Origin of the sequence: Bacillus sp. AFS023182, from assembly GCF_002560575.1 — a bacterium.
GTDB lineage: Bacteria > Bacillota > Bacilli > Bacillales > Bacillaceae_G > Bacillus_A > Bacillus_A arachidis.
The window spans coordinates 79,985-101,440 of record NZ_NTRO01000018.1 but is presented as its reverse complement, the minus strand read 5'-3'; the positions used below and the strand labels follow the sequence as shown (position 1 = coordinate 101,440).

Below are 21,456 nucleotides of genomic sequence, written 5' to 3'. Positions count from 1 at the left end.
TAAGTTTATCTTGTTATTTACGCGGGCAGTAATACTACTGCCTAAGAACAAAGAGTAGAAGTACTACTGTCCGTAAAATTCTAATAAGTGAAATCTTACAAAACTGTCATCTTTATGTAAGGTTATTAGATGGTTCATTTATTATTTCAATGTGATAATAAAGGTATAAGAAATACCAGTAAATTTGTAGATATTATAGGAGAGTGTCAGTGATGATTATAACAACAACTTCAACGATTCAAGGAAAAGAAATTATTGAGTATATCGATATTGTAAACGGTGAAGCGATTATGGGTGCAAATATCGTACGTGATCTATTTGCTTCTGTTCGTGACGTTGTCGGTGGCCGTTCGGGTGCATATGAAAGTAAATTAAAAGAAGCTCGTGATATTGCAATGGAAGAGATGAAAACTCTTGCGAAGCAAAAAGGTGCAAATGCAATTGTTGGTATTGATGTAGACTATGAGGTCGTTCGTGATGGAATGTTAATGGTTGCTGTAAGTGGCACAGCTGTACGTGTATAAAATAAAAAGTATAATGGCTAAAGCACCTTGTTAAGAGTAAGGTGCTTTTCCTTTTTTGTAAAATGAGAAAGGTGAAACACTTAAAGGGAAATAATATCTTATTTTCTTTAAGTTACTGTAGTGTTTTTTGTACCATTAATATTTTCAATTATGATATATTTTTTAGCAGAAGAAGATGTTCAATTCATCATAAAAAGGAGAATGTGTTGTTGGGAAAAAGTGGGGTAACTACAATTATATCGATTTCAATACCAGTTTTATTGATCTTACTCATAGTTAACTTTATAAATGAAATTATTTTAACTGTATTTCATGGGATTTCCCTTGTTTTACCTTTATTTCTTTGTCCTATTGGATTTATTTTAGCTATATTTTCTTATACAGTAGATAAAAATAATGGAGCAAAGATTGGGATAGTATTAAATGTGTTAGTATTCTTAATTCCTTTTATTTTGCTGATACGGGGAACGATGTGATTTCTATTTTGATTATATTTAAATAGAGTTACTTTCTCTAAATGGGAAAAAACGTAGAAAAAGCCCTTGATAATTTTGGGGGATTCTGGTGCTAGAAATATATGTGGTATATTCTCTTTTATTTTGCACCAGCCCACCTTTTTAGACACTATTTAGAAGTGTATTTTATTTCTTCTAGTCTATCCAGTATCCTTCTTTTCTTATAAAGCATTTTCCCTACTTCTGCAATTTCTTCAATTGTTTTTCGGTTTAAGTAGGCTCCAAAAATCATGCCAGCAACAGGAATCATCTGAAATAACTTTTTCCAACCATAATTGTCACGATACACAGTAAACACTTCTCGCCATGATTTAATTTGTGACACACTGTCGTCATGATTGGCGCGGCCATCAAAATGTTTTAATTCATGAAGGATTGTTTGTTTTCCTACAATATCAGATGAAGAGAATTGTAAGCATTTTACGATAAATAACCTCTCTTGAATATCTTCGGGATTATACCCGTAGCAAATTGCAATTTCTTGCAAAATATTTAGTGACATACTTAAAACTGCCGGAATATCAATTGCTAGAGTAAAAATACCGCCAAATCCAGTTGTGGCTCCTTGGGCTGTTGCGACAGATTTTCTATTTTCGATAATTTTATCAACGATTGTATCCATCTCATGTAAAGAGAATTTTTGAACATCTGTTAAAGAAGCTGCATTTTCAAATTTCTTTATTGTTGTTTGTGGATGAATTAAATATTTACTTCCAGAATTGAGATATTGAATGAGTTCATCTAGTAAAATATTAATTTTTTTATGAATGAATTTTGGAGTTAGTTTATCAAGAATAGCAAACGGAATTTTCCCCCACTTTTCAAAGAACCAAAGGTCTTCCTGGTTTCTCTCCCATTTTTCAATCATTGCGATTTCTTTTAATAAAAGTTCCTGTGACTCCATTTTTTACCCTACTTTCTTATAACCGTATCTTTTTATTTTACTGGATATTTTTTGAATAATAAATAAAATTAGGAGTTTGGATTAGGGTGGAATATGGTAAATAATTAGAGAAATAATGTTATTAAACGCATAATTGTCATTTTATTTATGAATTTAATTTTGAATTTTTAAAAACATAATGAGTTTATTACATGAGTGATAGAATAGATGAGAAAAATAGAGAAGCGTGAAGTAGGGAGTAGATTTTGAATGAAAGCGATGATTGAAGAAATTTATAGTTCATATAAAGGAAGAGTAGAAGAGATTTTCGTTGATGAATCATCTTACGTATATGAATGGGAACAACTAATGACAATTCGAAAAAATGATGGAATACTGGAGAAAGTAGCAGTAGGAATTAGTGGTCATATACGATCTATAAATATAGAGATTGGTCAGGAAATTGATACGGATACATTGTTACTTAAGTTAGAAGATGATTTATTAATTACTGGCTGTGAATGAAAAAAGATGTGTAGAAATTGCTACACATCTTTTTCATTAGTAATAGTTCTTCATATATAATATAAACATCTGTATTATATACTTGTTCTCATTTTTGATAATATGGGCATAGGATATATTAGGAAAGAAGAGCGCTTTTAACTATATATTATTCTTGGAAAACAGTGAGGAGAGAATAAACATGGGGAAAGAACTGTTTGTGACGATGGAATGTGCGTATACACTTCAAGGAACATTAACACTCCCTACATATTATTCTGAATCGTATCCAGCTATTTTAATAATTGGTGGTAATGGAACCGGAGATCGTGATGGAAATACAGGTCGTTTGCAGTTAAACTTATATAGAGGGTTAGCGGATTATTTTACCTCTCTAGGATTTGCGGTGCTTCGTTATGATAAGCGTGGTACTCATAAAAGTAAGGGGGATTATTATAAATCCGGGGTAACAGACTTTATTGATGATGCTGTTTTATGGATTAGGTTTTTAAAGGATCACCCGCAAATAGATCCAAAACGTGTTATTATTGCAGGACATAGTGAGGGTGCTTTACTTGCACCAGCTGTCTACGCAAGAGAATCAGTTGCAGGATTAATATTACTTGCTGGTGCAGCAGAACCATCTAAATCTTTGTTTGAAAGACAAATAGAGAAAGTTGCTAACGAGTTAACAACTACATCAGGGTCTATTGGATGGTTATCTAGAATGTTGAAGATTCCAGAGCGGATGAAGAAGAAAAATGAAGTGCTTATGAAAAAGGTGCAAGATTCAACAAAATCTGTAATATGGATAAAAGGTATAAAAGTGAATGCAAAATGGCTACGAGAACAGTTACAATATAATGTAGTTACATATTTAGAACAAGTATCATGTCCTGTTTTAGCAATTACGGGAGACAGTGATATACAAGTGCCACCTGAGCATGCTAAACTAATTGCTTCATATGTTAATGGGGAAGCAGAGTGGCATATCATTCCGCACATGAATCATATTTTAAGAAATTATGAACATAAGCATACAATGATTCGATTAATGAAGGAATATAAGGGGCTTATGGATAAATCTATTGAAGAAGAGTTGTTACATGTGATGAAGGGATGGTTAAAAAAACATTATCTTTCATAGGAGATGTAGTTGTGAGGAAACAAAAGTTTTTATTATTTATGTTGTTAGGGCTTTTCACCATGATAGTAGCTTGTGAGAAGCAAGAAGAGGCTGAATCTAAACCGGTTCAAGTAAAAAATGAAAAAAAACAAGAGAAGACGCATACAGAGGAAGAAGAGAACAAAGAGAAAAAGGGTATGAATTTAATGGATAGGCAATTGTTACTTTCTGCAACAATTGGTGATACAGAAACAGCTATGAAATTAATAAAAGATGGGGCTAATATAAATATATCAGGAGATAAAGGAGAAACACCTGTAATGGCAGCGACGTATCATAATCATGTTGAGACAGTGAAAGCATTGATTGATGCAGGTGCAAATATTGAATTGCCAGATAAAAATAAAGAAAATCCATTCCTTTATGCGAGCAAAGAGGGTTATGTTGATATTGTGAAACTAACAATTGATGCAGGAACGAATATTAGACAAACAAATCGTCATGGTGGAACAGCGCTCATTTCAGCGGCTGAAAGAGGGCATGTGGAAGTTGTAAAAGAGCTAGTAGATCGTACAGATATCGATGTGAATTATAAGAATGACTTTGGTTGGACGGCATTGCTCAAAGCGATTGCTGTTGGGAATGGCAGTGAAAACCATAAACAAATTGTACAGTTACTTATTGATCGTGGTGCAGATGTAAATATGCCAGATCGAGAAGGAATTACTCCTTTGCAGCATGCGGAGAATCGAGGATTTAAAGAAATAGCAAATATGCTAAGAGTAGCAGGAGCAAATGAAATTATCAAACAATCTACTGAATAATGTAAGATATGGAAACAGAGATAAGATAGAATCTTATCTCTGTTTTGTTTAAAAACGATATTTTTTTGCCATCGGTTCCATACATGTATTTAATATCCAACTTAAGATTTTCCAGACCTTTTGTTGTTTATGTGGCAAATGTGCATTATATATATAGCTGTATTCAATCTGCTGTTTTGCACCGCGATTTCGTTTGAATTCCCCAGCTCCAGCACTGCAATGACAAATTAAATTTTTTTCGATAGAATCCATTGTAATAAGGAGCGAAAGAATACGATATAAGCCTTGCTGTTGGTCGGAGTTTGTATCATAGCCAAGTATAGGAGTTGTCATAACTCCATCTCTAATAAAATAAGCAATGACACCATCAATTGTATCTCCTTTTTTAATGACTTTTATTTCAAATAAATGATGCTGAAGTGCATTCCATAAATAAGCTGGTGTAAACATTGGATTATGGACGGAATACTTTTCAATATATAGTTGATTGTACAACTTGGAAATTTGTACAATGTCCTCTTTTGTTAATCCCTCATTCGTAATTATTTCATAATTGCTTTTTTTTAATAAATTTTTATCGTTTAATAAGTCTTTTCGTTCTTTTCGGTTCATTTTCTTATAGTGTTTCGGATCAAATAAGTATATGGAACGAGACATAATTTTATTGTAACCTACTGTAGATAATGCTTGTGTAATTGTAGGGTATAATTCGTTATTTAAAGAACGGAATAGAATTGTATGCTCTGGAAATTTCTCAACAAGCAAATTTGTAATCTGTTCGATTTGTTGTTTATTGACAGAATGATAAAGGTTTGTAGATAGCATCCAATTATTTACTACAATTACCTTATTAATATTCGTTCGCCTTAACCAGCTTCCGATAAAATGAATCGGATAGGTTAGTAACTTCTCTAACCACGGTTTTTTTAATTCCCATAACTCTTCTAGTGCATAGGATATGTAATGGGTATAAGGAGAACATACATAAGAGTTTTCAAATTCCTCGTTATTAACAGTAACTGGCAAGATAAGATCATCAATTTCTAATAGAAATAGCTGAGTGTTAACATTTTCAATAAATACTGTAAGGTCATTTTGTAAGAGGGGCAGAAAGCTGTCTCTTACATATGCTCCATCTTTTTTTGTGGTCCATTCAATGCTGTGTAAGGAATGAACATCATGTAACTTAATCATACATGCTCACCATGCTTTATAAGGCTCTCTATTCTTTTTAATTTTTTATCACATAGTTCAATATCATAATGCGAAAAGAAAAAGTGTGGTACAATACAATTTTTTGTGCTCCATAGTGTGTTTAATTCTCGTATCACATTTGATTTACATGATTTGAAATGTTCAGGTGGTATTTTAAGTTGAATTTCAATTTCCTCTGTGCTGTGCTGAATCACTTTAAATTCTTGAATTTCATTGGATGCAAACATAATTGCTCTTCGAATGAAGTCAGGAAAAATAGATACTTCACTCTTATCCAATTCATTTATCCCAATAAATATATCATCACATCGACCATCAATTCGTTCTAAGGCTAAGAAGGGAGAACCACAGGTGCACGCTGTTTTTTTCTCAATTAATATGTCATTGAGACGATAGCGGATTATAGGCTGTGTTTTCCTCATGAAATCAGTAATAATGGGAACGAATATCCCTTTTTCCTGATCTAAGTATTCTTTTTCAATATGAACGAGATCTTCATTGATATGTAATGTACCATGTTTACATGTTGTAGCAAGAAATCCTTCTGTGCATTGATAAATTTGGTGTACTGTCTGTTGAAAAATTGTACTGATAAACTCTCTATCAATATCTTCAAGTACTTCTGCAACAGAAATAATTTTCTTTGGACAAATCGTAATAAGCCCTTCTTCTTTCCAATGTGCGATTTTTCGCAACATTGAAGGGGGAGCAACTAAAATAGATGGATTTACTTCATTTAGTCGAGTGATATGTTGTTGAAAGGAATCTAGTAGATCGAAAAAATGAAATGAAATGCGTTTGTTCTTTGTCGTTTCATATAAATTGCTGTTCGCTCGTAAGAAAAAGGCAATTGTATGTTTATGTAGAATGCTAGAAGGAAGCACTTTGCCGATAATAGAACCAGCCCACATCATTTGTTCCTCTTCAGAAACGAGAAAGATTCCGCGATTTCCGCTAGTGCCAGATGATAGTCCAACAGTTATATTACGGATTGTTGGAGAGAAATTTCGGGTCTTTTCTGCTTCAAATGCTATATGAAAGGCCTCTTCCTTTGAAATATCAACTGTATTTAATGTGTCAAAGTGCGCCATCATTACTTTTTTGTCAATGATGGGAAGTACAGTTAAATTCCCCTTGTGGATTTCTTTTAAAAAAGGGGTATATAACTGGCGATAGAACGGAGACGTTTCTATCGTAAACAAAAGTTGTTTTGTTATTTTTTGCTGATGAAACTGTTCCAATTGCTGGCGATTTGAAAAACGTAAGTAATATTTTGTTTTCAAATATTGCTTTAGAATCTGTAATTTATTCATAGTGTACTCCTGTTTTAATTTTGTCCCATGTGTACTCACAGTGAGTTGGAAGAATTTCAATTTCTGGTGATATTCGCGATAAATGATGTAACTTTTCGATGTTTCGACGATAAGATTTCGTATCTCCAGTTAAAAAATTGGCAACCTTACTTGGAAATACAAGATTCTTATAAGTTTTACTTAGCCACACTGCATCTGCACAAAGAAAAACAATTTTATTACTATGTAAATGGACGAAGACACCAAATTGTCCAATTGCATGTCCTGTTAAATCAACAGCGAGTAATGAGCCATCACCAAATACATCATAGCCCTCTTCAAACTTTCCATATGTAGGGGGTAGGGTAAGTAATGTGGTTTGGTCAATGAATGTCATTCGTTGTTCTAAATCAATTGGTAGCGTATCTTTTAAGCAACCTTTTAATAGAGAACCAAATTTACTTCTTTTTTTTATATCCTCATAAGCTTTCGCGAAAGTTAGTATTTTTGCTTTCGGAAAGTCTGGTAGCCCTGCTGTATGATCACCATGAAAATGAGAAAGAATGATATATTTAATTTCTTCTGGCCGTATGCCATCAAGAATCAGTTGCTGTTTAATAGATTGCTCCTCTGTAAAATGAACAGGGGTAAGTTTAGCATATACAGAGTAAGGAAATTTTTTGGTTGCTTCTTTAAAGTGCTCGGCATATCCAGTATCAAACAAAATATATCCTAAGCTTGGATGTTGGAGTAATCCTACTGTAGCTGGAAAACGTATTTGTTTCCAACTCCCCTTGGAATATGCAATTTTTTCGGGATGTGTGCAATATCCTGTATCATATAGCTTTAAAAAATTGATTTTCATTGTATTTTCCACCATTCTACAAAGTTTGTGATTCCTTCTTCTATGCTGATGTTTGGAGCATAGCCTAGTTCTTTTTTAGCTTTATCAATACTTAAAGTCTGGCTTTTTGAAAGCACACTGACTGTATATTTTGTGAGAATAGGTTCTTTCCCGAATAAAATAGTTTTTGAAATGCCCTCTAGTATAGCAGCAATTGTAAAAGCAGCTTTGTAGGAAATTTTTTTATATTGTACCTCCTTTCCAAGGCGCTTCATTACATTCTCAATTACTTCATATAAATTTACACGTTCGCCATTTGTTATATTGTATTTTTGTCCTAATGTATGCTTAGGCGAATGCATACAAAGAAGTAAGGCATCTACGACATTATCGATATATGTAATATCGACAAGTACATCCTCTGTACCAATTCTCGGTAGAGCGCCTTTTTCACATACTTTAATAAGGCGTGGAAGAATGGCGTTATCTCCTGGGCCAAATAAAGCACGTGGGCGTATCGTGATGACCGGTAACCCATGTTCAAACGCTTGATCAACAGCTTGCTCGGCCATGTATTTTGTTTTCGCATAATGGTTTACAAGTGTATTAGGAAGTTTCGCATTCTCTGCTACATCTTGTCGTTCATCATAATAGAAATAAATACTCGGTGTTGATACATGAATGAGGCGCTTTACATCAGACTTTAGACTTCCTTCGATAATATGCTTTGTTCCTAATACATTTGCATTGTAAAAATCTTTATATTTGCCCCAAGGAGAAGAAAGGGCACCGCTATGAAAGATATAGTCTTTATTCTTACAAACTTGTAGAACACTATGCCTGTCTTCCAGGGGACAGTGTACAAACTCAATTCCATTTTGCTCTAATAATTTGCCAATTGTTTTATTTCTTCCGATTGCTGTTACTTCATAGCCCATACTGGCTAATCGAAAAGCGAGTTTTTGTCCTAGAAAACCAGTTCCTCCAGTTACCAGCATTTTCATAACTTTTCACCGTCCCATGATATGTCATATGTTGTTTGCTCCAAAATAGTTCGACCATGTTTATTGCTTTCAAGCCATAGTTTATACATGCTATAGAACTGATAAAAAAATGGTTTCCTATCAGAACGACTATAAATGATATCTGGATAGGAACATAGGACTTTCCACCATCGTTTACGTGTTTGTTTGTTTTTTAAGTAAGGAGGTCCATATAAAAACATTGCTAATCGAATTGCACATTGGGAATCTGGCTTTGGAATTAGCATATTGTTCACTTTTTTATCAAAAAAGGCGGATAATATTTCTTCATCGAATAAATGTAATCCACTTGTGGTACGAGGATTACACTCAATCGGAATAGCATCTCCATCCTCTGTAATTATAAAATCAAAGGCAATTTGCCCAGAGAAATTTAGCTCTTTTACAATATGTTCAACAAATTGGTCAATTTTTGGATGATTAATATGCTTGAAAGCAATAGTAGCGCCTAAACCAGCCGTGAACTCCGTTTTGTAGACAGAGTGAACTAATACTTTTCCAGCATGTACAACACTATAGGAGCAATGTTGAACTCCTTTTATAAACTCTTGAATGATATGATTTTGCTTGCCCATTGTGATGCCTGCTGCAACATCTTCTTTTGTAATAAACAGTACTTTATCGGAAAAACGAGAAAAAATAGGTTTTAGTACAAAATAAGTGACAGGCAATGTTTGCTGAAGCATTAGCTGAACGGCTTGTTCATTATTTGTTTTATATGTTGCAGGAACTTGCCAACCTAATTTCGTGACTAACTGAATAAACTCCCATTTATTATGGAGTAAGGAAAGTTTGTGAAACTCGTCTACTAATACATGACAAAATTGGCTTAACTCCTGTTTATGTCTAGATATATAAAATACTTCTTCACAAGTAGGAATAAGTAAATCTACATTATGATTTTGAATAATTGATTGTAGTACATAGATACTTTCATATGTGTTCCATTTTGGAGAAGGAATTTCATAAAAATAATCAGTACTCGTTGAAACTTTACTTAATGGATAAGGGATACTATCTGTCATAATGACGGTATGTCCACTTTTCTTGAACAGTCTGCCTAAATGTAATGCTGCTGGTGCGCGTGCCCCTGTGATTAGTACTGTTTTCTTAGTACTCAAGAAGAATGCCTCCGATAGAAAGTCCCGCAGAAGTACCCAATAACAATATTTTATTCCCGCGTTGCACTTTCTTTTGTTTAATGGCTTCGAAAAGAGCGACTGGAATAGATGCAGAAATCATATTCCCATAGTCTTCAAAAATAGTCATAAAGCGATCCTCATCGACACCCAATTTTTTACGAATCAGCTTCATAGCTGGCCCGCTTGCTTGGTGAGGGATAATTAAATCAATATCATCTAGGGAATAACCAGTATGCATAAGCAGTTTCTCGATAAAACCTAACATATATTTAGCGGACAATTTGAAAATTGCTCTGCCATTCATATCAAACAAGAAGTCTTCTTTTCGTTCTTCGCTATATTCTCTAGGGTGAATCATTGTTCCGCCACCGCGAATTTCTGATAGGTGCGCACCAGAGCTGTACGTTTCCATATGGGAAGCTATAATAGAAGAAGTTTGATCGCTTTTTGTTACAACAATAGCGGCTGCGCCATCCCCGAATAAAATGCTGCTTTCGTTTTGTCCCCAATTTAATCCTACAGAAGAAATTTCAGAAGAAATGATGACAGCATTTTTGTATCTCCCACATTCAATTGCATAAGAAATTGTATCAAGCGCTGTTACGAAACTTAAACATGTGGAGTTGATATCAAAACATGGAATACCAGAATGCTGTAGTCCAAGTTGTTCCTGAATTAGTGAAGCAGTAGAAGGAATTGCCTGCTGAATTGTTCCGCTTCCGCAGATGATACAATCGATATCTTCCCATGTTAGATTAGCATCTGCTACAGCTTTTTTGGCAGCTTCGGCTCCCATATAAGAAGATGTTTCATCGTCAACAAAGTATCGTGTTTTCACCCCGGCCTTTTTTAATGTCCAGCCTTCTGGGACACCTAACATACGATCTATTTCAAAAGAATTTACTTTTCTTTTTGGAAAATATGTACCAATTCCTTTTATTTTAATATATCTTTTCATTCTATATCGCCTCTTAATCTTTTTATAAATTTATAAAATTCTATCATATATATATTATTATAGATAAAATATGGAAAAAAGTTTTTTTTGAAATTTAGTATTTTTATGTTAATTTGTGGCGTTGTAAGAAAAGGCAGTACGAAATGTATCCTGTTGTAAGTGATGTGATGAATATTGTAAAAAAACTATTAACATGTGATTAACATCTTATTAACAAATCATCAAAACTGACTTAATAAATAAGTAATATAGTAAAGATAACAACGTAACTAGGGTAGAAAACATTTGAGAACACCCGCTTACATATAACAATCCATTTATATTTCTTACATTTACTCTAGTTTATAGCGTTTTAAATGAGAAGAAGATTGTTCTATGTAGGTTGTTTTTATTTATTAATCTATAAGTATATTTAAATTATATAAAAATCAATGTTTATGGAACCTTTTCCTTATGAATCTACTTGTAGAGAAGTTGTTTTTTAGATGTATTTAAGCCAAAAAAAGGGGTGGGGATTGCAGTTAAAGCGGATTTCACTAAGCTGCTGTGAAGTATGGTTATAAGAACAAAAAAGGAGTGCAAACTGATGATTGAATTAAGAGATGTATCAAAAGTTTATAAAGATTCAAAGGAAATAGCAGTTGAAAATGTTTCGGTGCAGATTCAAAAAGGTGAATTTTTTGTTCTAGTTGGCCCTTCTGGATGTGGAAAAAGTACATTACTGCGAATGATTGCAGGTTTAGAAGAAATTACTTCTGGGGCGTTACTTATTAATGAAAATGTTGCGAATGATTTAGAACCGAAAAATAGAAATTTATCAATGGTATTTCAAAATTATGCTTTATATCCACATTTGACGGTAGAAGAAAATATTTTATTTGGATTGAAAATACGGAAAATTCCGAAAGAAGAACGACAAAAACGACTAGTAGAGGCAGTAGAAATGGTAGGGCTTACGGAGTATACAAAATCAAAACCAGGGCAATTATCAGGTGGACAAAGGCAACGTGTGGCGCTTGCGCGAGCAATTGTAAGTCAAGCACCAATTTGTTTAATGGATGAACCACTTTCTAACTTGGATGCAAAGTTGCGTGCACAAATGCGTATTGAAATTAGAGAGATTCAGCAGCGATTAGGTATTACGATGATTTATGTGACCCATGATCAAATTGAAGCGATGACGATGGGAGATCGTATTATGGTGTTAAACAAAGGGAGTATACAACAGGTAGGCACACCGCTTGATATATATAACTATCCTGCAAATGAATTTGTCGCTGGCTTTATCGGTTCACCATCCATGAATATTGGTGATGGAATCGTAGATAAAGGAATGGGGAGCTTACATGTCGATGGGTTACAAATTCCACTGTCTTTTGGGAAATTCCAACAGTTTCCAGAACGGAAAGTACGCTTAGGGATTCGTCCCGAGCACATTGTACTAGCTGAAGATGGTCAAGAAGTTACACTACAATCTGTAGAAGTATTAGGAAATGAAACAATCTTAAATTTTGTAGTAAATGAAAAAACATGGAGTGCAAAAGTAATTGGACAACTTATTTTGAAAAAAGGTAATAAAGTCAAATTACAGTTTCCGGTAGAAAAACTATGTTTCTTTCATAACGATACAAACGAAAGGATTCGATTGGTTGCCGATGAAGAGTTGAAGGCGGTGGCAAAGTGATGATTGAGATAGAAAACTTACCTGTTCAAACAGAAGTTTCAAGAAAGAGGACGTTATGGAGCCGCACGAAAGATTTACGTACAGGATTGTTATTTTTAGCACCTTCCATAGTCTTATTTGCAATCTTTTTGTTTTATCCATTGTTTCGCACTATCTATTATAGTTTTTATTTAACAGATGTTCATGGTGAGGCAAACCTGTTCGTAGGACTTGAAAACTATCAATATTTATTGTCTGATCCAACTTTTTATAAAAGCCTAAAGTCTACTTTACTCTTTGTATTGTATACAGTCCCAACTAGTATTGTGTTGGCTTTGTTCCTTGCATTAATTGCAAACGAAAAAATAAAAGGAATAGGGTTGTTTCGAGTTTTATTCTCTTCAACAATGGGAATTTCAGTAGCAGCTAGCGCAGTAATTTGGTTATTTTTATTCCATCCAAGTGTCGGTTTATTCAATAATATACTCGGCTCGATGAATCTTCCTGCAATTGCATGGCTAACAAGTCCGGACTGGGCATTATTTTCTGTATCAGTTACAACTGTGTGGGTAAATACAGGTTTTACATTTTTAGTTATATTGGGTGGTTTGCAAAATATTGATACGACTTTGTATGAGAGTGCATCTATTGACGGTGCTAGTTATTTACATAAACTTCGACGCGTTACATTACCAATGCTATCGCCTACATTGTTTTTTATTATAACTGTTACTTTAATTAGTGCATTTCAAAGCTTTGGACAGATCGATATTTTAACGCACGGTGGACCGAATGATGCAACAAACTTAATTGTGTACTCTATCTATAAGGAAGCTTTTGCAAATCATCAATTTGGCACAGCGAGTGCACAGGCAATGATATTGTTTATTTTTATTTTCATTGCTACATTACTTCAATTTAAGTTTGCGGAGAGAAAGGTGCATTATAAATGATTGCTAAAAGGTGGAAACAATATATTCTGTTATATACTTTGCTTACTATTAGCGCAGTGATGGTCTTTTTTCCAGTTCTATACGCATTTTTGTTAGGGTTTATGACGCCGGAAGATATTCAAATGAGAAGGATGCTTCCGACACAATTTACATTCGATAATTTTATACATATCTTTCAGAAAGTGCCGCTGTTTTCTTATTTATACAATAGTTTTATAGTTTCAACAGGGGTAATGGTCGGACAGCTTGTTGTATCAAGCTTAGCCGCTTATGCATTTGTATTTTTAAACTTTAAAGGACGAAATCTTATTTTCTTTCTGTTTATTTCAACGATGCTTATTCCGTGGGAAGCAACGATGGTACCCAACTTTTTAACGGTACAACAATTTGGATGGATCAATACGTTTACTGGAATGACAATACCGTTCTTTGCAACTGCTTTTGGTATTTTTTTATTACGCCAGCATTTTATGACACTTCCAAATGAGTTGAAAGAAGCTGCTTTTATCGAGGGGATTGGCCATGTGAAGTTTTTATTCCGAGTAGTCATTCCGTATTGTAAAACAAGCTTTATTACGCTTGGTATATATAGCTTTTTAACAACATGGAATATGTACTTATGGCCGCTTCTAGTTACGAATGATGAGAAAATTCGAACCGTGCAAATTGGAGTGAAACAACTTCAATCTCAGGAAGTTGCGACAGATTGGGGGAGTGTGATGGCTGGAGTTACAGCCATTGTTATTCCAACTTTAATTTTATTGTTTTTAGGTCAGAAGCAGTTACAACAAGGTTTAACAAAAGGGGCAATTAAGTAATCATACATGTGAAAGGGTGGGAGTAAGATGAGATTTTGGAAAAAAGGTGCTGCTATTATAATGGCAGCGACAATGGCATTATCGACTGCAGCGTGTTCAAGTAGTAAAACAGAGGGGAAATCTGAAGCGAAGGAAAAGATAGCTCCCGTAGAGAAAAGTGGAGACAAAACAGTCATTCGCTTTTGGCATGCAATGGGTGGAAAAACGCAAGGTGTACTAGATGGAATTGTTGCAGACTATAATAAGTCACAAAATAAATATGAGGTGAAGGCTGAATTTCAAGGTTCCTATGAAGAATCTTTAACGAAGTTTAAAAATATAACAGCGTCAAAGGAATCACCAGCTCTCGTTCAATCTAGCGAAATTACAACGAAATATATGATTGATAGTAAGAAAATTACACCGATTGATAGTTGGATTAAAAAAGATAAATATGATACATCGAAGTTAGAAAAATCGATTACGAATTATTATTCAATTGATGGGAAAATGTATTCCATGCCATTTAATTCATCTACACCGGTATTAATTTATAATAAAGATGCCTTTACGAAAGCGGGACTCGATCCAGAAAAAGCACCGAAAACATACACTGAATTAAAAGAAGCAGCAAAAAAATTAACTGTTAAGGAAGGCGAAAGCGTAAAACAGTACGGTTTTTCAATATTAAATTACGGATGGTTCTTTGAAGAGCTCTTGGCAACACAAGGTGGGCTATATGTTGATAAGGAAAATGGACGTAAAGATGCGGCAACAAAAGCTGTATTTAATGGAAAAGAAGGACAGAAAGTATTTGATTTATTAGATGAACTGAATAAAGCTGGTACATTAGGAAAGTATGGGGCAAGTTGGGATGATGTTCGTGCCGCATTCCAATCCGGGCAAGTTGCGATGTATTTAGATTCTTCAGCAGGTGTTCGTAATGTAATTGATGCATCTAAATTTAATGTGGGAGTGGCAGATATCCCATATCCAGAAGATGTGAAACAAAATGGAGTTGTGATTGGTGGTGCATCACTATGGATGACAAATATGGTTGCAGAAGAAACACAAAAAGGTGCTTGGGACTTTATGAAATACTTAACAAAAGCAGATGTGCAGGCAAAGTGGCATACAGAAACAGGCTATTTCTCTATTAATCCAGCCGCATATAATGAACCTTTAGTAAAACAACAATATGAAAAATATCCACAGTTAAAAGTAACAGTAGAACAGTTACAAGCAACAAAACCATCTGTTGCAACACAAGGTGCACTTATTAGTGTATTCCCTGAATCTCGCGATGCGGTTGTAAAAGCGCTAGAAGCAATGTATGACGGGAAAAATAGTAAAGAAGCGTTGGATGAAGCAGCAAAAACAACGGATCGTGCAATTAGTATTTCGAATCGTACAAGTCAAAAATAAAAGAAAGCCATATCTGTAAAAAAGGATACGGCTTTCCTATTAGGGAGATAAGGGACCAAAAGAATGATGAAACCTTATCTCTCTTTAGGTCATTATATATGGCATAGTAGTTTTCCTCGTTTCTTTATTTGTTTAACTCTATCGCAACTTGTTTTCCGTTTATGAAAACCTCTACCACCGCTACTACAACTTCAATCACTTTTTTCATCTCTCATCTCTCCTTGTTTGTATCGTACTTCTTACTATAGTGAAGTATGAGCTTTATAACTATCGAATTGAGTGACAAGAGACTTACAATCTTGTAAGAGAAATTTGGTGGGTTTGTAAGGAGAGCGCTATTTGAGGACTAATAATCAGTGGATGATAAAGCCCCCCATTGATTTATTTTTTGAATGAGGTTTCGGAATATAAGTCAGAAGATTCAGATATGATAAGTTATAATATGGAGTAAGTTACTCTAGAAAGAAGGGGAATATATGCAGAGGTTTCTTGTAATAAGTGATATTCATGGAGAAATAGAGAAATTTGAAAAATTGTTAGTAGAAGCACAATATAATGCAAAACAAGATCAGTTAATTTTACTAGGAGATTACGTTGATCGAGGACCGAATGCAAAGGCTGTAATTGAAAAAGTGATGGAATTGAAAGAAGAAGGAGCTTTTGTTTTAAAAGGAAATCACGAAGATATGATGATTAAAGCATTAACAACCGATGAAGAGCAATTATGGAATCATTGGGTGAAGAGAAATGGTGGGAATAAAACGTTATATAGCTATAACTTTTCAGAGAATGATATTGCTACAGATGAAGAAGAGTTTAAGAAACCTAATTTGAAATCTGAGATACTAGAGAAACATTTGCAATTTATCCAAAAACTAGAACATTATATCGAAACGGAACAGTATATATTTGTTCATGCTGGTGTAGAACCAACAAAACCAGTTTCTGAATCCGAGCCATACACGTTAATGTGGATACGGAATGAGTTTCATAGTGGATATAATGGTGAAAAGACCGTTGTATTTGGACATACAGAAACCAAGACACTTCATGGTGATGATAATTGTGATGTATATTTTGGGAATAACCGAATTATCGGAATTGATGGCGGGGCAGTATATGGAGGCCAGCTAAATTGTTTAGAGTTACCAAGCCAAATTGTATATGCAGTAAAAGAATAATATAAAAAGAGATAAGGGATCAAAGTAAAGACCAAACCTTATCTCTTTTTACGTGCTTATATAATTTATAAAACCATCACGGAGATTCATTATCGATTTAACTCCATTATAACTTGTTTCCCATTTACAAAAACCTCTACTACTGCCACTACAACTTCAATCATTTTTTTCATCTCTTATCTCTCCTTTGTTTGTTTTCTTATTTCTTACTTTAAGTATAATAGGCAGTAAGTTTCGTAACTATCGAATTAGGTGACGAGAGGATTACATTGTTGTAAGATACAAATCTTCTGTTTTTAAAACTCCTTTTTTAAGGGAAAGTTAAGGAAGGGATTTCATAATAACCTTCATATACAGAAAAGTGGATGATAAAGTGAGAGAAAGAATGCTTTATATTATGACAAGCTTGCAGAGACAATGATATATAATTATTTTAATTACATATGATTTGGCGGTAACGGAGTGAGAGAGTTTTTTATGCTGTTCATAAAAGTTTGATTGGTGATGGCAGTTTCATTCTGTAAGTGAATAGAAAGAGATCTTATGTTAGATGAAAGGTGAGAAAGTGATATGCGCTTGTTAGTTGTAGAAGATAATGCACCTTTATTAGAATCAATTACACAAATTTTACGTGATGAGTTTGAAGTTGATACAGCAATGAATGGGGAAGATGGCTTATTTTTGGCATTGCAAAATATTTATGATGTAATACTTCTTGATGTGATGTTACCAGCGATCGATGGTTTTGAGGTAATTCAAAGAATACGAAATGAAAAAATTGAAACACCTGTCTTATTTTTGACTGCTAAAGATTCTTTAGAAGACCGTGTGAAAGGGTTAGATTTTGGTGGAGATGATTATTTAATAAAGCCATTTCAAGCTCTAGAATTGAAAGCAAGAATTCGAGCTGTATTACGAAGAAGTGGTAATTTAACAACAAAGCAAACCATTACCTACCGTGGAATCGAGTTGTTTGGAAAGGACAAAGATATTCACGTAGATGGAGAAGTAATGAAATTAACATTAAAGCAATATGAACTTTTAGAGTACCTAATTCAAAATAGTGGAAAGATTTTAATGCGTGAACAAATCTTTGATCGCGTTTGGGGATTTGATTCAGATACCACGGTAGCGATTGTTGAAGTGTATGTTCATCATTTACGAAAAAAATTGGAGCCATTTGGTTATCAAAAAGATATTCAAACCGTTCGCGGGATTGGATATATGTTAAAAGAACAATGAAGAGGAGAAGTATGTTTCAAAAAACACGCATTCGCCTTACAATTTTAAATTCATTAGTGTTTATTATATTAATTGGGATATTGGGAAGTGTTATTTATTCGTATACACACGACCGAATTTATAAAGGAATAGATGACTCTATAAGGAATTTTATTGTTAAGCAAACAAAAAATAATCGGGCACTGCAAAAACAGTTTGGCTTAAATAAAGATTTACGTATTGGAGATTCGAGGATTCTTGTATTGAAATGGGACGAAAAGAATCAGTTGATAGATATGGAGCCGAAATTTCGAGGGCCTAATTTTTTGGAAGATAATCAATCTAAGTTATTTCCAAAAAAACTTGGAGATTTTCATGATATAGAAGTAGAAAGAAAAAGTTTTCGAACATGGGCGTTTCAAATGAATTTGTTATCTGGAGAAAAAGTGACATTTCAAATATTACGTGAAACAACTGCTGAAAAAGAAATGCTCCACACACTATTACTAATTATCATCATTGGATGTAGCATTGGAAGTGTATGTGCAATTGGGATGGGATTTTTCTTAGCTGGAAGAGCTCTTATACCAATTTGTAATTCTTGGGAAAAGCAGCAACAATTTGTTTCCGATGCCTCTCATGAATTAAGAACACCGCTAGCGGTCATTCAATCAAAAACAGATGTACTATTTCAGTCTCCTTCCGCCACGATAGAGGAAAAGGCAATTGATGTTTCTACAATTTCAAAGGAGTGTAGAAGGTTATCAAAGCTAGTTGCTAATTTATTATTGTTAGCTCGTTCAGATTCGAATCAAATTGAAATGGATAAAAAGGAATTTGCACTAGATGCATTATTAATAGAAGTAGTAGATCCTTATACAGAGATTGCTGCGTATCAAGAGAAAAAGATGACATTGGAAATCGAATCTAAAGTATCTTTTACTGGTGACAGAGAAAGAATTCATCAAATGGTTGTAATTTTATTAGACAATGCGATGAAATATACTGATGTTGGTGGGACGATTCAAGTAGCATGTATGCAAACAAGTAGTTCAATTATGATTCAGGTAAAAGACAATGGAATTGGAATAAAAGAAGAAGATATTCCAAAGTTATTTGATCGTTTTTATCAAGGAGATAAAGCGAGAACGAAATCAGAAGGAGCTGGCTTAGGTCTTTCAATTGCTAGTTGGATTGTAGAAAAACATTATGGAAAAATAAAAGTAGAGAGCAAAATGAATGAAGGTACTTGTTTTGAAGTGATTTTACCTAAAAATCAACGAATATAAAGAAATTAGAGGCGATCTTGTTTTTACAAGGTCGTCTTTTTTTTAAGGGAAAGTTAAGAAATGTTTTTCATAATAGAGTTTACAGAGAATAAGAAGGAAAAAAGAGAAAAAGTAATGACTTTGCATTCTTTTTGCGGATAGATAGTTATATTCATGGGTGATTTTAATACGAGCCGAACTGAACGTATCCTTTTCAATAATATGGAAAAAATGGAAGGCGGATTGTATGAGAAACATAAAGGAGGAGAAGCAATTTGAAAAAGAAAAAGGTAGCATCATTATTTGTTATTGGAATAATGAGTTTAAGCGTAATGGGAGGGGCGTCTGCTTCTACAACGTCAAAAGGCAAAACTAACTTTTCGCAGTGTAGTAATGAACAACTGAATAACGGAGAAATGCATGTGGCCTATACAGAGGAGAAGGCGCAAAAACTAGGAATTGAAACGGATGGAAAAGAGCAACTTATGTTAGAAAAGGAGATTCATGAAACAGAAGTTGATCGAGAAGCGGCACAATTAGGAATCTCTACTGAGGGAAAAGATGTAGGGGTTCTTTCAGAAGAAATCTATGAAACAAAAATAAAACAGGAAGCAAAAAAATTAGGAATACCGATCGAAAATACATCTATTGTCGATTTAATCAATCAAATTAATACAATCAAAATAAGTAATGAAGCAGATAAATTCGGTATTTCAAAAGAAGGAAAAAAAATAGATGAAGTTGCTGAAGAGGTTTATGGAACAAAGGTAAAAGAAGAAGCGGAAAATCTCGGGATTTCTCAAAAAGGGAAAGGTATAGAGGAGTTAGCGCAAGAAGTATATGAGGGGAAAATTCAAGCCGAAGCAAAAATACTTCATATTGATTTATATGGTAAAGATATTTACCAAGTGCTAAAAGAAATCAATGAGCAGAAAGTAATACAAATTGCAGACGAGCTTGGTATAGATCGTACAAATACAAATATCGAGCAGTTAAAAGAGAAAATAAAAGAAGAACAGCCTGAAAAGGGAAAGGAACTTGTCTTTTTACCTATGGTTCAAACAGATGCGGATGCATTTTATTCGTATTTAACGAATTAAAAAGGGGTGTGAAGATAGAAGGATGATACGAAAGTGGAAGATGTATATATGTGTAATTGTATTAGGAATATTTATCTGTAGTGTATATATGAAAAGAAGTGACATAATTCCTGTTACTAAACATGTAGAGAGTGTAAAGAGAATCGTCTCAAACCAATTTAATCAAAAGAAAAGGGAACTAGTGAATATGGATGAAGAAAAAGTAGTACTACAAAATGTACCCTTTATTCAGCAGTTACCAGAGCTAGACAGAGGTTGCGAAGTAACAAGCTTAGCTATGATGTTACAGTACGCAGGTATTTCTGTAGATAAGCTAACACTAGCAGATGAAATACAGAAAGTTTCCTTTTCAAATGATGGTGTACGCGGTAATCCACATGAGGGGTTTGTAGGGAATATTTATACTTTTTCTGAATCAGGATATGGCGTGTATCATGAACCATTGTTTCAGTTAGCAAACAAATATTTACCGAATCGCGCTGTTGATTTGACAGGTGAGAACATAGATGAAATTTATAAAACTGTAAAAGAAGGCGCACCAGTTGTGATGATTACAAATGCAACGTATGCACCTTTAGATGAAGATGAATTTGATATATGGAAAACGGATGCAGGTAATGTTTCTATTACATATAATGAACATTGCGTTCTTCTTGTTGGCTACGATGAAGAATCGGTGTATATACATGACCCGCTTAGTGACACGAAAAGTGTAAGTGTTCCGCGTGAAGACTTTGAACAGGCATGGGTACAAATGGGGAGTCAGGCAATTAGCTATATGGAACAACATGAATAGATTCAAGAAAAAATAAGAGGAGTTCAGTATATTTATTATACTGAACTCCTCTTTATTATTTATCTTTCATTTCTTTTTGTTTGGTATTTCATTTTATACGTTCAGTATAAGGGAAAGATGGAGATGCAACGATCGAAGGAGAAGACATGAGAATTCCGTTGTTGTAAGAATAAAAAGTGGAT

At 34.0% G+C, this 21,456-nt stretch carries 21 protein-coding genes; 14 read left to right on the top strand and 7 right to left on the bottom strand.

The window, feature by feature from the left end; all coding sequences use genetic code 11:
- Nucleotides 1–212: 212 nt before the first annotated feature.
- Together CN288_RS08485 and CN288_RS08480 are read left to right on the top strand one after the other, a co-directional pair.
- On the top strand, nucleotides 213–524 hold the full coding sequence (locus CN288_RS08485; RefSeq protein WP_000587631.1) for a heavy metal-binding domain-containing protein: 312 nt from the start codon (nucleotides 213–215) through the stop codon (nucleotides 522–524).
- Nucleotides 525–730: 206 nt separating this feature from the next.
- Nucleotides 731–1,000, top strand: coding sequence for a hypothetical protein (locus CN288_RS08480; protein ID WP_026593976.1), 270 nt, complete (start codon nucleotides 731–733; stop codon nucleotides 998–1,000).
- A 148-nt stretch (nucleotides 1,001–1,148) separates the two neighbouring features.
- On the opposite strand, the gene CN288_RS08475 is transcribed toward CN288_RS08480, so the two are convergent.
- Nucleotides 1,149–1,943 (bottom strand): EcsC family protein, encoded by a 795-nt coding sequence (locus tag CN288_RS08475; RefSeq protein ID WP_026593975.1) that lies wholly within the window; start codon nucleotides 1,941–1,943, stop codon nucleotides 1,149–1,151.
- A 249-nt stretch (nucleotides 1,944–2,192) separates the two neighbouring features.
- On the opposite strand from CN288_RS08475, the gene CN288_RS08470 reads away from it, so the two are divergent.
- The 3 genes from CN288_RS08470 (at nucleotide 2,193) to CN288_RS08460 (ending at nucleotide 4,376) form a co-directional block, all read left to right on the top strand.
- On the top strand, nucleotides 2,193–2,447 hold the full coding sequence (locus CN288_RS08470) for a hypothetical protein (protein ID WP_090693041.1): 255 nt from the start codon (nucleotides 2,193–2,195) through the stop codon (nucleotides 2,445–2,447).
- 181 nt (nucleotides 2,448–2,628) lie between these two features.
- A complete protein-coding gene (locus CN288_RS08465; protein ID WP_098302119.1) occupies nucleotides 2,629–3,573 on the top strand; it encodes an alpha/beta hydrolase family protein in 945 nt (314 codons plus the stop codon).
- Nucleotides 3,546–4,376 (top strand): ankyrin repeat domain-containing protein, encoded by an 831-nt coding sequence (locus CN288_RS08460; RefSeq protein ID WP_098302118.1) that lies wholly within the window; start codon nucleotides 3,546–3,548, stop codon nucleotides 4,374–4,376. The genes CN288_RS08465 and CN288_RS08460 overlap by 28 nt, the downstream gene beginning before the upstream one ends.
- Before the next feature lie 48 nt (nucleotides 4,377–4,424).
- Here the strand turns inward: CN288_RS08460 and CN288_RS08455 are convergent, their stop codons facing one another.
- From CN288_RS08455 to CN288_RS08430, 6 genes are read right to left on the bottom strand one after another with little or no spacing between them, the layout of a single operon-like run.
- The gene (locus tag CN288_RS08455) at nucleotides 4,425–5,570 is read right to left on the bottom strand and encodes a hypothetical protein (protein ID WP_098302117.1); all 1,146 of its coding nucleotides are present in this window, start codon (nucleotides 5,568–5,570) and stop codon (nucleotides 4,425–4,427) included.
- Complete coding sequence (locus tag CN288_RS08450) at nucleotides 5,567–6,904, bottom strand: F390 synthetase-related protein (protein ID WP_098302116.1); 1,338 nt, start codon at nucleotides 6,902–6,904, stop codon at nucleotides 5,567–5,569. The genes CN288_RS08455 and CN288_RS08450 overlap by 4 nt, the downstream gene beginning before the upstream one ends.
- Nucleotides 6,897–7,748: an MBL fold metallo-hydrolase gene (locus tag CN288_RS08445; protein ID WP_026593970.1), complete on the bottom strand. Its 852-nt coding sequence runs from the start codon at nucleotides 7,746–7,748 to the stop codon at nucleotides 6,897–6,899. The genes CN288_RS08450 and CN288_RS08445 overlap by 8 nt, the downstream gene beginning before the upstream one ends.
- Entirely contained in the window at nucleotides 7,745–8,731 is a 987-nt protein-coding gene (locus CN288_RS08440) for an NAD-dependent epimerase/dehydratase family protein (RefSeq protein WP_026593969.1), read from the bottom strand. Before CN288_RS08440 ends, CN288_RS08445 begins: the two co-directional genes overlap by 4 nt.
- Nucleotides 8,728–9,891, bottom strand: a complete 1,164-nt coding sequence (locus CN288_RS08435; protein ID WP_090693026.1) for an ATP-grasp domain-containing protein — start codon at nucleotides 9,889–9,891, stop codon at nucleotides 8,728–8,730. The genes CN288_RS08440 and CN288_RS08435 overlap by 4 nt, the downstream gene beginning before the upstream one ends.
- Nucleotides 9,881–10,870 carry a beta-ketoacyl-ACP synthase III gene (locus CN288_RS08430; RefSeq protein WP_090693023.1) on the bottom strand — a complete coding sequence of 330 codons (990 nt, stop codon included), beginning with the start codon at nucleotides 10,868–10,870 and terminating at the stop codon, nucleotides 9,881–9,883. The genes CN288_RS08435 and CN288_RS08430 overlap by 11 nt, the downstream gene beginning before the upstream one ends.
- A gap of 586 nt (nucleotides 10,871–11,456) precedes the next feature.
- Here CN288_RS08430 and CN288_RS08425 point away from each other — a divergent pair.
- The 9 genes from CN288_RS08425 to CN288_RS08385 all read left to right on the top strand — a co-directional run bounded on the left by CN288_RS08425 (nucleotide 11,457) and on the right by CN288_RS08385 (nucleotide 21,274).
- A complete protein-coding gene (locus CN288_RS08425; protein WP_141527938.1) occupies nucleotides 11,457–12,554 on the top strand; it encodes an ABC transporter ATP-binding protein in 1,098 nt (365 codons plus the stop codon).
- Nucleotides 12,554–13,486, top strand: coding sequence for a carbohydrate ABC transporter permease (locus CN288_RS08420; RefSeq protein ID WP_090693016.1), 933 nt, complete (start codon nucleotides 12,554–12,556; stop codon nucleotides 13,484–13,486). The genes CN288_RS08425 and CN288_RS08420 overlap by 1 nt, the downstream gene beginning before the upstream one ends.
- Nucleotides 13,483–14,304 (top strand): carbohydrate ABC transporter permease, encoded by an 822-nt coding sequence (locus CN288_RS08415; protein WP_090693012.1) that lies wholly within the window; start codon nucleotides 13,483–13,485, stop codon nucleotides 14,302–14,304. Before CN288_RS08420 ends, CN288_RS08415 begins: the two co-directional genes overlap by 4 nt.
- Nucleotides 14,305–14,331: 27 nt before the next feature.
- On the top strand, nucleotides 14,332–15,708 hold the full coding sequence (locus tag CN288_RS08410) for an ABC transporter substrate-binding protein (protein WP_098302114.1): 1,377 nt from the start codon (nucleotides 14,332–14,334) through the stop codon (nucleotides 15,706–15,708).
- 476 nt (nucleotides 15,709–16,184) lie between these two features.
- Nucleotides 16,185–16,889 carry a metallophosphoesterase family protein gene (locus CN288_RS08405; RefSeq protein WP_098302113.1) on the top strand — a complete coding sequence of 235 codons (705 nt, stop codon included), beginning with the start codon at nucleotides 16,185–16,187 and terminating at the stop codon, nucleotides 16,887–16,889.
- Nucleotides 16,890–17,459: 570 nt separating this feature from the next.
- A complete protein-coding gene (locus tag CN288_RS08400; protein WP_098302112.1) occupies nucleotides 17,460–18,131 on the top strand; it encodes a response regulator transcription factor in 672 nt (223 codons plus the stop codon).
- Nucleotides 18,128–19,399 (top strand): sensor histidine kinase, encoded by a 1,272-nt coding sequence (locus CN288_RS08395; protein ID WP_098302111.1) that lies wholly within the window; start codon nucleotides 18,128–18,130, stop codon nucleotides 19,397–19,399. The genes CN288_RS08400 and CN288_RS08395 overlap by 4 nt, the downstream gene beginning before the upstream one ends.
- A 296-nt stretch (nucleotides 19,400–19,695) precedes the next feature.
- Nucleotides 19,696–20,478: a transporter gene (locus CN288_RS08390; protein ID WP_141527940.1), complete on the top strand. Its 783-nt coding sequence runs from the start codon at nucleotides 19,696–19,698 to the stop codon at nucleotides 20,476–20,478.
- Between the two features lie 22 nt (nucleotides 20,479–20,500).
- Complete coding sequence (locus CN288_RS08385) at nucleotides 20,501–21,274, top strand: C39 family peptidase (RefSeq protein WP_026593958.1); 774 nt, start codon at nucleotides 20,501–20,503, stop codon at nucleotides 21,272–21,274.
- The last annotated feature ends 182 nt before the right edge of the window (nucleotides 21,275–21,456 follow it).

What these genes read in the sequence shown, in the direction of transcription:
- CN288_RS08420 (WP_090693016.1), top strand. Translation starts at nt 12,554, where the DNA reads ATGATTGAGATAGAAAACTTACCTGTTCAAACAGAAGTTTCAAGAAAG.
- CN288_RS08410 (WP_098302114.1), top strand. Translation starts at nt 14,332, where the DNA reads ATGAGATTTTGGAAAAAAGGTGCTGCTATTATAATGGCAGCGACAATG.
- CN288_RS08385 (WP_026593958.1), top strand. Translation starts at nt 20,501, where the DNA reads ATGATACGAAAGTGGAAGATGTATATATGTGTAATTGTATTAGGAATA.
- CN288_RS08475 (WP_026593975.1), bottom strand. Translation starts at nt 1,943, where the DNA reads ATGGAGTCACAGGAACTTTTATTAAAAGAAATCGCAATGATTGAAAAA.
- CN288_RS08425 (WP_141527938.1), top strand. Translation starts at nt 11,457, where the DNA reads ATGATTGAATTAAGAGATGTATCAAAAGTTTATAAAGATTCAAAGGAA.
- CN288_RS08450 (WP_098302116.1), bottom strand. Translation starts at nt 6,904, where the DNA reads ATGAATAAATTACAGATTCTAAAGCAATATTTGAAAACAAAATATTAC.
- CN288_RS08395 (WP_098302111.1), top strand. Translation starts at nt 18,128, where the DNA reads ATGAAGAGGAGAAGTATGTTTCAAAAAACACGCATTCGCCTTACAATT.
- CN288_RS08445 (WP_026593970.1), bottom strand. Translation starts at nt 7,748, where the DNA reads ATGAAAATCAATTTTTTAAAGCTATATGATACAGGATATTGCACACAT.
- CN288_RS08430 (WP_090693023.1), bottom strand. Translation starts at nt 10,870, where the DNA reads ATGAAAAGATATATTAAAATAAAAGGAATTGGTACATATTTTCCAAAA.
- CN288_RS08390 (WP_141527940.1), top strand. Translation starts at nt 19,696, where the DNA reads ATGAGTTTAAGCGTAATGGGAGGGGCGTCTGCTTCTACAACGTCAAAA.
- CN288_RS08405 (WP_098302113.1), top strand. Translation starts at nt 16,185, where the DNA reads ATGCAGAGGTTTCTTGTAATAAGTGATATTCATGGAGAAATAGAGAAA.
- CN288_RS08460 (WP_098302118.1), top strand. Translation starts at nt 3,546, where the DNA reads ATGGTTAAAAAAACATTATCTTTCATAGGAGATGTAGTTGTGAGGAAA.
- CN288_RS08485 (WP_000587631.1), top strand. Translation starts at nt 213, where the DNA reads ATGATTATAACAACAACTTCAACGATTCAAGGAAAAGAAATTATTGAG.
- CN288_RS08440 (WP_026593969.1), bottom strand. Translation starts at nt 8,731, where the DNA reads ATGAAAATGCTGGTAACTGGAGGAACTGGTTTTCTAGGACAAAAACTC.
- CN288_RS08400 (WP_098302112.1), top strand. Translation starts at nt 17,460, where the DNA reads ATGCGCTTGTTAGTTGTAGAAGATAATGCACCTTTATTAGAATCAATT.
- CN288_RS08455 (WP_098302117.1), bottom strand. Translation starts at nt 5,570, where the DNA reads ATGATTAAGTTACATGATGTTCATTCCTTACACAGCATTGAATGGACC.
- CN288_RS08470 (WP_090693041.1), top strand. Translation starts at nt 2,193, where the DNA reads ATGAAAGCGATGATTGAAGAAATTTATAGTTCATATAAAGGAAGAGTA.
- CN288_RS08465 (WP_098302119.1), top strand. Translation starts at nt 2,629, where the DNA reads ATGGGGAAAGAACTGTTTGTGACGATGGAATGTGCGTATACACTTCAA.
- CN288_RS08415 (WP_090693012.1), top strand. Translation starts at nt 13,483, where the DNA reads ATGATTGCTAAAAGGTGGAAACAATATATTCTGTTATATACTTTGCTT.